7 protein-coding genes are annotated in these 10,395 nt (G+C 34.1%); 4 read left to right on the forward strand and 3 right to left on the reverse strand.

Annotated features, from left to right (window positions below; genetic code table 11):
* The 3 genes from QM536_08090 to QM536_08100 form a co-directional block, all read right to left on the reverse strand.
* A partial coding sequence (locus QM536_08090; GenBank protein ID MDI9356963.1) for a hypothetical protein occupies nucleotides 1-5,109 on the reverse strand: 5,109 nt, incomplete at its 3' end.
* 421 nt (nucleotides 5,110-5,530) lie between these two features.
* Nucleotides 5,531-6,214: an outer membrane beta-barrel protein gene (locus QM536_08095; protein MDI9356964.1), complete on the reverse strand. Its 684-nt coding sequence runs from the start codon at nucleotides 6,212-6,214 to the stop codon at nucleotides 5,531-5,533.
* 64 nt (nucleotides 6,215-6,278) lie between these two features.
* The gene (locus QM536_08100; GenBank protein ID MDI9356965.1) at nucleotides 6,279-6,527 is read right to left on the reverse strand and encodes a DNA adenine methylase; all 249 of its coding nucleotides are present in this window, start codon (nucleotides 6,525-6,527) and stop codon (nucleotides 6,279-6,281) included.
* A gap of 221 nt (nucleotides 6,528-6,748) precedes the next feature.
* Here QM536_08100 and ychF point away from each other — a divergent pair, with 221 nt between their 5' ends.
* Genes ychF through QM536_08120 form a run of 4 tightly spaced genes read left to right on the forward strand, consistent with a single transcriptional unit; the run spans nucleotide 6,749 to nucleotide 10,075 of the window.
* Complete coding sequence (ychF, locus tag QM536_08105) at nucleotides 6,749-7,843, forward strand: redox-regulated ATPase YchF (GenBank protein ID MDI9356966.1); 1,095 nt, start codon at nucleotides 6,749-6,751, stop codon at nucleotides 7,841-7,843.
* A 15-nt stretch (nucleotides 7,844-7,858) separates the two neighbouring features.
* Nucleotides 7,859-8,464, forward strand: coding sequence for a riboflavin synthase (locus QM536_08110; GenBank protein MDI9356967.1), 606 nt, complete (start codon nucleotides 7,859-7,861; stop codon nucleotides 8,462-8,464).
* Between the two features lie 3 nt (nucleotides 8,465-8,467).
* Nucleotides 8,468-9,388: a ribosome small subunit-dependent GTPase A gene (gene rsgA, locus QM536_08115; protein MDI9356968.1), complete on the forward strand. Its 921-nt coding sequence runs from the start codon at nucleotides 8,468-8,470 to the stop codon at nucleotides 9,386-9,388.
* A gap of 12 nt (nucleotides 9,389-9,400) precedes the next feature.
* On the forward strand, nucleotides 9,401-10,075 hold the full coding sequence (locus QM536_08120) for a heme exporter protein CcmB (protein ID MDI9356969.1): 675 nt from the start codon (nucleotides 9,401-9,403) through the stop codon (nucleotides 10,073-10,075).
* Nucleotides 10,076-10,395 lie beyond the last annotated feature (320 nt).

Consider the following 10,395-nt stretch of genomic DNA (forward strand, 5'->3'; position numbering starts at 1 on the left):
CATTTCTTCTCTTCCCCATGCAGCTATAGTTCCATCATTTTTAAGAGCTAAAGAATATTCTGTAGTAATAGGAAAATGATTTGATGCCGCATGGACTGTTTTTACATTTTGAAGATTAGGAGGTATATTGAGTTGTCCCGCTGCATTACTTCCCCATCCTGTAACCCTTCCGTCTACTGTGATTGCCAATGAATGAGTATGTCCTGCCGATATGCTTTTTATATTTTTTATAGAATCGGGAATGGTGGCTTGTTCTGTTTTTCCCCATCCTATTACTGTTCCATCATTCCTGAGAGCAAGAGCGTGACTTAGTCCTGCGGAAATATCTACTACATTACTGAGGTTCGGTGGAACGGTAGCTTTAGAATCCTCGTTGCTTCCCCATGCCACAACAGTTCCATTTGCTCTCAGTACTACACTATAGTAAAATCCTGAGGATACTATGACCCCGTCAGTTATATTTGGACGATTATTAATTATAGACAGTATTTGATTATAACCAGGTGCCCCTGTAACAAGCAGTTCATATCCCGACCATGTTACTATTCCTTGTGGGTTATAATCAATCACTCTTATGAGGAGAAAATTAGAAGAATCGGTAGCGTTTTTTATTCTTGCTATGTGTACCCCTGTTGAAAAGCCAAGGGGTATTCTGACAATAGAATCATTGGGACTTATGGTTTCCATATTTTGTCCATTGATGTATAAAGATGCACCGCTTATATTTCCTTTTGTTTTAAAAACTACCGAATCCCCTGTTTTTACTATTACGGGAGAAAGTTGAGTAAGTTTGAATACAAAAACTTCTATTGTTTGAGATACCGGAGTAGCGGCAATAAAATCATCATTTCCGTATTGGTTTGCGGTAATAGTTACAGTCCCTTTATTGCGTGTTATGAGTAGTGAGTCTTTGATCAGAGCAATAGAAGTATCGGAGCTGGTATAGCTTATTGATAATCCTGAAGAGCTTCTTGCTTTGAGAATGATAGTATCATTTATAATCTGGCTTTCTACACGAGCAAAAGTAATAGTTTGGGATTGTTTATTAAACCCAAGTGCTACGGCATGGGAGTATCCCAATGCAATATCTACTACTTCCCGTAGGAGAGGAGGTGTATCATCTCCTGTATATCCCCATTGAATGGCTCGTCTCTCTTTTGTGATAACCATACCTTGTCCATCTCCGTGGGTTGCTTTCAAGAATTTACCTACAGGATGATTATTTATACTATAATTGGTAGAACCCCATACGCTGACAGTACTATCTGCATGAAGAGCTATAATATTATTTCCTGTACCACTCGGTATAGTTTTTCCACCCGATATGGCGTTGATATTGGTTTTAGTGGTAGCGGTAGAAATGATAGAGTTGCTGTTATTTCCCCAGCCAGCTATAGTCCCATCGTATTTCAGTGCTAGAGAGAAAAAATTTCCTGCAAGAACTTGTTTTACATTGCTAAGAGTATTGGGTATATTGAGCTGTCCATCTGCTCTATTTCCCCATCCAATAACTTTTCCATCTATAGTAACAGCGAGGGAATGATCATATCCTCCTGATATATTTTTTACATTTCTTATGAGTGTTGTTGTAGATTCTCCAAAATCGTTTTTTCCCCAACCTATGACAGTTCCATCATTTTTTAATGCTAAGGAATGGAAAGCTCCTGCTTCCACAGATACTATATTATGAATATTTGGAACATACACCTGTCCAGCATTATTAAGTCCCCATGCTATCACCGTACCATCAGAACGGAGGACTACATTATGATATAGTCCGGCTGATACAGCTACTGCATTTGTTACTCCCGATGGAGCATTTGATTGTCCGTAGAGATTATCTCCCCATGTTACAATTTTTTTAGGGGTATAATCAATTACTTTTATGAGGAGAAAATTAGAAGAATCGGTAGCGTTTTTTATTCTTGCTATGTGTACCCCTGTTGAAAAGCCAAGGGGTATTCTGACAATAGAATCATTGGGACTTATGGTTTCCATATTTTGTCCATTGATGTATAAAGATGCACCGCTTATATTTCCTTTTGTTTTAAAAACTACCGAATCCCCTGTTTTTACTATTACGGGAGAAAGTTCTGTCAATACTATATTATATATATCTAATGGTTGTTCTACTGAAAAAGCAGCATAATATTCATCATTGCCTGTTTGAGTAGCGATAATGGTAGTGGTACCTATAGAGTGCATGAGAAGAAGAGAATCTTGTATGGTAGCAACATTTGTATTTGTGCTTCTATACGTAATGCGTAGTCCAGAAGAACTACTTGCTTTTAATATAAATGATACTAGAGATAATGCTTGGGGAGCTATTGGGCTAAAAGTGATTAATTGACTTGATTTTTGAGTGAGAACAGCAGAAAAATTATCTCCTGCACCTACAGAAACAGAAATATCATTGAGCCAACTCGGTATTTTAGAGTAAGTAGTATCTCCCCAACTAAATACTTTTCCTCCTTTACCTAGAGCAAGAGAATGCGAATATCCAGCTGATATTTCTATTAACTTTATTCTGCCATTTCTGAGAGAATCGGGAACGGTAGTATTATTATAATTTCCCCATGATTCCACTGTACTATCTGTCTTTATAGCAAGTGAATGTAAAGTACCCGCAGATATTTGTATCGATCTCAATCCCGATGGAACATTGGATTGTCCATAGTTTGTTAAACCTGCTACTCTATCCCATGCTATAACTGTATTATCTGTTTTTCTGACTATAGAATGTAAATCACCTGCGGATATTTGCACTATATTATTTACGGAAGCGGGAACAGTACCTGCATTGTTTCCCCAAGTTACCACAGTTCCATTGTATCGTAGTGCAAGGTTATGATAATCCCGAGAACTGATGGCAATAACTTTTCCTACGGTATTGGGTACTGCTATTTGATTATAAAATCTTCCTTCGGAACGAGCAAGTTCCTCATTTCCCCAAGAAACAACCGTACCATCATTAAGTAATACCATAGAATGGTAATCGGATGCATCTACCGCTACTATGTTTTTTTTTCTATTGAGAGAATCATGAACGGGTATAAGGGGTAGAGATACATTATTATGTCCGTATCCTCCCCAAGAAACTGCTGTTCCATCCGTTTTTAATACTATGCTATGCCACTCTCCTACATCCAACTGTGCTACATCTTTCAATCCTGTGGGGATATTAAGCTGTCCATGTGTATTGTGTCCCCATGCTGCTACTCTTCTGGATGTAAAATCAATAATTCTAATCAAATAAAAATTACTAGAATCTAAAGAAGAATTTTTGATAATGAAAGGATATAATCCTCGTTTCATATCTCTTGGTATTTGAAAAATTATTTGGGTATCCCTTAGACTCAATGGAACAATTACACGACTTTGAATCTTTATTTGGGAGAAATAAAAATCTCTTCCTTTTATAATAACACTGTCTCCCAATTCTGCCACTGCATGGGATACTCCTGTGATAACAGGTGTTCGCCTTCTTACCTCCAAATATCGCTTAAGAGAGACCGCAAAAACAGTATCATTGGCTTGCTGATAAGCAGTAATAAAAGTTGTTCCGGGAGATAGTATTTCTACACTATCTCTTATGATGCGAGCTATTTGCGTATCGGAACTGCTATAAAGTATAGGTACATTTACAGTACTACGAGCGGATAAAGGGAAAGGAGAAATTCCGTATACCACAGGGGAGAGAGAGTCAAAACGTAATGTAGGTAAATGCCTTATATATAAATTTCTCTTTACAGAAGTAAATTCAACAGTATCTACTTTTTCGCGTATGTATGCGGTTATTACTACAGTACCTACTCTTCTGAGTTGGATACTATCCACAGAAAAAATATCTGCTATGCTTGTATTACTACTGCTGTATAAAATAGGAAAATCAAAATCTATACTTGCTGTTAGTTTTAATGTGCTATCAGTCAAAGCAACAGGCAGTAAAGAATCAAAAGTTATAGTCGGAACGGGCTGATACAATGCCAAATTATGAAAAGAACCAGCAGAGATACCATATACATTACCCCATGTTATGTTTTTAGGAATACTATCCAAATCTCCGCTACCGTTAAATATGCGAATAGTTTTATTGTTAAATAATGCTATCGTATGAGAATCTCCAACAGAAATTTCTTTTACATTGAATGCTGTTGCTGTTCCTGTAGAGGATACTACATATAATATACCCGAAGATGTAAGAGCAGAGCCTGTATAACTTCCCAAAACATACCCCACATCAGCTTGTATAACTTTACTTATTTGTGGAATAGCAATTCCAGTAGAATTAAAATTAGTAAAAGATACCAAAGAACTATCCCTTGTTATTGCTAAACCAGTGGTGTATCCCATATTAATGCGAACAAAATTACTATTTGTGGGTATCGTAAATCTATGTTGTATGGGAAGAGAAGCGTTTCCTTCTGATACTATTGCTCCACTTTTTTTTAAAACAAAGAGTGCAAATTCATGAGCAGAAATATCCACAGCATCAGTTATAGAAGTAGAAGATATGTTTCCCCATGTAACCACAGAACCATTGCTTATGAGGGCTGCAGAGTAATTATTTCCTGCTGTTATGTGTACTACATTTTTTAGAGTAACAGGAACATTACTCTGATCATGATTATTTCCTCCCCAACCAACCACGGTACCATCACCTTTCAAGGCTAAAGAATGACGATGACCATCAATAAGAGAACGACTCGCTACCACATCCACTACATTGTATGACAATAATCCATCGGGGATAAGGATTTCATTATAATTATTACTCCCCCAGCCAATAACACTTTTAGGAGCATAGTCAATAGTTTTTATCAGATGCACATTGGAGGTATCCATTCCTTGTATTACTTCTATAGGATAGAGTCCATTTCTCAAAGAAGCAGGTACTCTTACCTCTATACGTGTAGAGGTTCGGCTTACAGTATCAAAAAAGAAATTTCTCCATCTTATATGTACTTGTGCCGTATTTTGAAAGGAACTTCCATAAATAGTTACTGTATCTCCTATCTTTGCTATCACCGGACGAATACTATCTATGCTTTGTGCAAAACCTGTTTCTGCCGCTACTAATAACCCTGCTATTAACAATATTCTTTTCATTTTTTTTATTATGTTTGTTTTTATGAAAAATAGATCCACTCAGTAAAAAATAATATAGTCCTAATATAATTAATTTTATGAAAAGACAAAAAAAATATTATACATCTCTAATATCTTTCAATTTTTCGTTTACAAATATTAAAATACTTTTAAAAAAGAGTATTTTGATGTAAAATTGTTCTATTTATTAACTCACTTTACGCAAAAATATAATACAATTTCATATCTTTACATTTTAAAATGCTAATAAACTTTACACTCATTTGAATTGCAGCATTATGAGAATAGAACGGAATTAAAAAACTCCAAAAAATAGCATAAATAAGGTATGCAATCATTAAAATATTAAGATACATTTTTTGAATATAATTTTTGTGTAAAGTGAGTTATTAAGTGTAAAGAGCTTTTTCATAACGGGTAGTTATCTGACCAAAAAGTAATAACTCATAGAAAGAGTATATACTATATGATGTGTATTATTGGGGATATCAAAAGTGAGTTCCTTTGTTTTTTTAAAATCACTCAGAGTATAGCTTACCCCCGCGTCTAATTGTATTTGCCCAAAGGGAAATATTTTGTTTATTCCGAGCATACTCTTGAGTCCGTAGCCCCATATATTATCTTTTGCGGGGTCAAAGGGATACCATTTTTCATCTGGATCTATTTGTTTTCCTGTAATAGTATTGTTTTGGAATAAAAAAAATTCTATATAAGGACCTGCATTTATAAATACCTGTTCTTTATTTTTTCTTATCTGAAAGACAAGCGATGCCATAAATGGTATTTCTAAATAAAACATCTGTGTTTTAAAACTACTCTCTGTAAAATATTGTTGATATCCTTTTTGGGTGTAGTTTATATCTATTTGAAGTCCCGGTAGCAATCTTGTTATACTTTCCACAAAGAATTTCCCTGATAATGCAATGTGATACCCCAATAGAGGGCTTTTATCAAGAGCTATAGGAGAGTAGATATTGCTTATAAAAGCATCAGAATAATGCCCACCGTATCGTATTCCCACAAAAATATCTCCTTTCCCGATACAAGAGGTGACTATACAAAAAAAGAAAAGAGGAGCAATTATGTTTATTTTTATGAGGTTCATTCAAATTAAAATTTCATAATATAATATGTTAAAATAATAAGTATAAAATTGATAATTTTAAGATTTAGGATGTTTTTATTATTACTTGTACTTGATAAGTTAATACATCTGGACTTTCTTCTTCATTGAAATCATTGATTATAGCATTTTTAGGTTGTAAATGAAAAAGAACCGCACCTCCACCAATAAAGGGTTCAACATAGTTTAGATCTTTGATATTTTTTGGCAACAAATCAACAATTGAAGGCATAAGTTGTCTTTTTCCTCCAACCCATTTTAAAAAAGGAGCTACTAATTTGTTGTTTTTTACCATCTTAGGTTTTTTCTTAAGATATTTCCTATGTTTTTATTATTTCGTACATTCATAGAAGACATTCATAGAAGTATTTTTTTTTTTAACATACCTATATTTTTTAATATTCGTAAATATAAAACAAAAACATAATTATATTTTATTTCATAAATATTATTTAAAATAATGTAAATTGCAAACAGACAAATATATTATTTCAAAACAAAACATAAAAATAAAGTATGGCATTACAGTGTGGAATTTTAGGTTTACCAAATGTAGGGAAGTCAACGCTTTTTAATGCGTTATCAAAAGGAAAAGCAGAAGCGGCTAATTATCCTTTTTGCACTATTGAGCCGAATGTAGGGGTTATTACTGTTCCCGATGAGCGTCTAACTGACTTAGAAAAATTAGTAAAACCCGAAAAGGTTGTTCCTACTATAATGGAATTTGTGGATATTGCGGGTTTAGTGAAGGGTGCGAGTAGGGGAGAGGGTTTAGGAAATAAATTTCTAGGAAATATCCGAGAAGTAGATGCTCTGATACACGTGGTGAGATGCTTTCATGATAATAATATAGTGCATGTTGCGGGGAAAATAAACCCCGTGGAAGATAAAGAAGTAATAGATACAGAATTACAGGTGAAAGATTTAGAATCAGTAGAAAAAAAAATAGCAAAAACGGAAAAAACAGCTAAAACAGGCGATGCAAAAGCAAAAACAGAGTTATCTTTTCTGCTCTCGGTAAAAAAACATTTAGAAATGGGAAAAAATATCCGCACATTAGACATTTCGCCCGCAGAAAAAGAAACTATTGCTGACCTACAACTCTTAACTCTCAAGCCCATTATTTACGTTGCCAATGTAGATGAAAATTCCATAAACAAAGGAAATGAATTGGTAGAGAAGCTCCGAGAATCTATTCAAGATGAGACATCAGAACTTATAGTACTCTGTGCCGCTATAGAAGCACAAATTGCAGAATTGGAAGAGGACGAAAAAGAAATGTTTTTGTCGGGATATAATTTAGCAGAACCCATTTTGAATGTACTTATCAAATCGTCTTACCACTTATTAAATCTCATCACTTATTTTACCGCTGGTCCCAAAGAAGTAAGAGCTTGGACTATACAAAAAGGATGGAAAGCCCCAAAAGCAGCAGGGGTTATCCATACCGATTTTGAAAGAGGATTTATACGAGCAGAAGTTATTCCTTTTGCGGAATTTGTGAAATATGGATCGGAGCATGCCTGCCGAGAAGCAGGCAAATTGAACGTGGAGGGAAAAGAATATATTGTGAAAGATGGGGATATCATGCATTTTAGATTTCATGTATAAAATTTGCAAATACAAATGTTCACAGGAATTATAGAAAGTATTGGTACCGTTCAAAAAATAAAAAAAGAAGGAAGTAATATACATTTTATAATAAAAAGTAATATTGCTCACACGCTGAAAAGAGACCAAAGCGTGGCTCATAATGGTATTTGTATGACTGTTATAGATGCTACAAACACGCAGCATACGGTAACAGCAGTAAAAGAGACCATTGATAGAACGAATATAAAAGAATGGAAACCCAAAGAACCGCTTAATATAGAAAGAGCGCTATCTCTCCAGCAAAGATTAGATGGGCATATTGTTTTAGGACACGTGGATCAAACAGGTATTTGTATAAAAAAAGAAGCACAAGACGGGAGCTGGCTCTTTGAATTTGAATACGATGAGAGAACTCCCCATATCAATATAGAAAAGGGCTGTATTTGTGTGAATGGTGTGGCACTTACTTGTTTTCATACCACTAAAAATACTTTTTCTACGGCTATAATCCCATTTACCTATTCACACACAAATTTTCAAAATATCATAGTGGGAACCTTGGTAAATTTAGAATTTGATTTTGTGGGTAAATACATCCAAAAGATGATAGAATACAAGAGAATTCCCCTTATTCCATAACCAATGAAAGGAAAAATCATAAAATCAACGGGAATGTTCTATAAAATTCTTTCCGAAAACACTATTGTAGAAGCAACTCTCAAGGGTAAATTTAAATTAGAGAATAAAAAAATTACAAACCCAATATCTGTGGGAGATTGGGTGGACTTTACCAACGAAGGAAAAAACGAAACTGCCTATACCATTACCAAAATACACCCACGTAGCAATTATATCATCAGAAAATCTCCCGAAAAAAAAGAACATTCTCATATAATAGCATCAAATATAGACCTTCTCGTTATCATTGCTTCTCTCTCGCAACCGCGAACAACATTAGGTTTTATAGACAGATTATTAGTAAGCGCCGAATCCTTTGGCATTGAATCCCTCCTCGTTTTTAATAAAAAAGATAGTATATGCCCATCAGAAACGCCCCTCATAGAAGAATATAAAAAAATATATGAAAGCATCGGATATCCTGTCCTGCTCATCTCTGCTTTTGAAAAAAACGATATACATCTCTTTTTACAAAAAATAGAAAAAAAAGTAAGCATTTTGGTGGGACATTCCGGTGTAGGAAAATCAACTATTCTCAATAATTTGGGCATACCCATTGCACAAAAAACAAATGAAATATCCCAATTCACAGAAAAAGGCAAGCATACCACTACTTTTGCAGAAATGTTTCTTTTGCCAAACAATACCTTTATAATAGATACCCCTGGAATCAAAGAATTTGGCATACCTGATATGAAAGCCGTAGATATAAAATTTTATTTTCCTGAAATACAGGCTATTGCAGAGCATTGTAAGTTTTCTAACTGTCTTCATAAGAACGAACCCGCCTGTAAAGTAGTAGAAGCAGCGAAAAATAACACTATACCCGCATCTCGCTATAAAAGTTATATATCCCTTTTAGAAAACCATGATTATAAAAAATAAACTACCCACAGAGTGAACCTTTATACAGAAACAAAACACCTCCTCATAAAAGAATTTAAAAGAGAAATGAGAGAACAAAACGCATTTATAGGTATAATGCTTTTTTCCCTTTCCTCTCTTTTTATAATACATATTTGTTTGTCCGTAAGACAGATAGGAAAACTCCCACTACCCTTTTGGAATTGTATTTTTTGGATAACCTTTTTGTTCTCTGCACTCCATTGCACCGCAAAAAGCTTTACACATCACGGAAAAAGTACTCTTTTATATCTCTACACCATTGTTCACCCCGTAAGTATCATTCTGTCCAAAAGTATTTTTCATTGCATACTCCTTTCTTTCCTATCATTATTAACCTTTGGAATGTATATTGTATTTTTTGGTAATCCTATTCAAAACACTGCTCTGTTTTTTCTCAACCTTTTCTTGATAAATATAGGAATAGGATTTGTGCTTACGCTCATTTCTGCAATAGCATCTACTACAGAAAACAGCACGGTCTTTACTGCTCTGCTTGGTTTACCCATTCTGATACCCATTCTGATATTTGCGGTCAAAATAACCTATTACGCCTTAGATAATTTTGATTTTTCTCAAGCACAGGATATGTTTCTATCCCTTTGTTTATTAGATGTAATATGCATTACGGCATCTATTCTTTTATTTCCTTATATATGGAGAGATTAAATATAAATATCTATCACTCTTTAAAAGGAAGGAAAAACTATGGTTTAAAAAACACAGATGTCTGAAAAACTACTTTTGATACTCTTGTAGTTTTGTAACTGTTTGATTATCAATAGGTTTACAATTCAATATTTTTATAAAAAGGAATTTTTGGAGTGGATTCAATAATCAAAATAAAAATTATGTTATTATTTTATTTTTCTATCATTCTAAACCCTATTAAGAGTCATGTACTTTATATAACCTACCTATTTATCAATATGTCTTTTTATTCTTTCAAAAAATCGTATTCATATACTTTTGGTTGGATTTTTTTCTCT

It is taken from the genome of Chitinophagaceae bacterium, from assembly GCA_030053935.1.
Taxonomy (GTDB): Bacteria; Bacteroidota; Bacteroidia; order Cytophagales; family JASGCU01; genus JASGCU01.

Coding starts and splice junctions, on each gene's coding strand:
- QM536_08100 (MDI9356965.1), bottom strand. CDS start 6,527: ATGGTAAAAAACAACAAATTAGTAGCTCCTTTTTTAAAATGGGTTGGA.
- QM536_08110 (MDI9356967.1), top strand. CDS start 7,859: ATGTTCACAGGAATTATAGAAAGTATTGGTACCGTTCAAAAAATAAAA.
- rsgA (MDI9356968.1), top strand. CDS start 8,468: ATGAAAGGAAAAATCATAAAATCAACGGGAATGTTCTATAAAATTCTT.
- ychF (MDI9356966.1), top strand. CDS start 6,749: ATGGCATTACAGTGTGGAATTTTAGGTTTACCAAATGTAGGGAAGTCA.
- QM536_08095 (MDI9356964.1), bottom strand. CDS start 6,214: ATGAACCTCATAAAAATAAACATAATTGCTCCTCTTTTCTTTTTTTGT.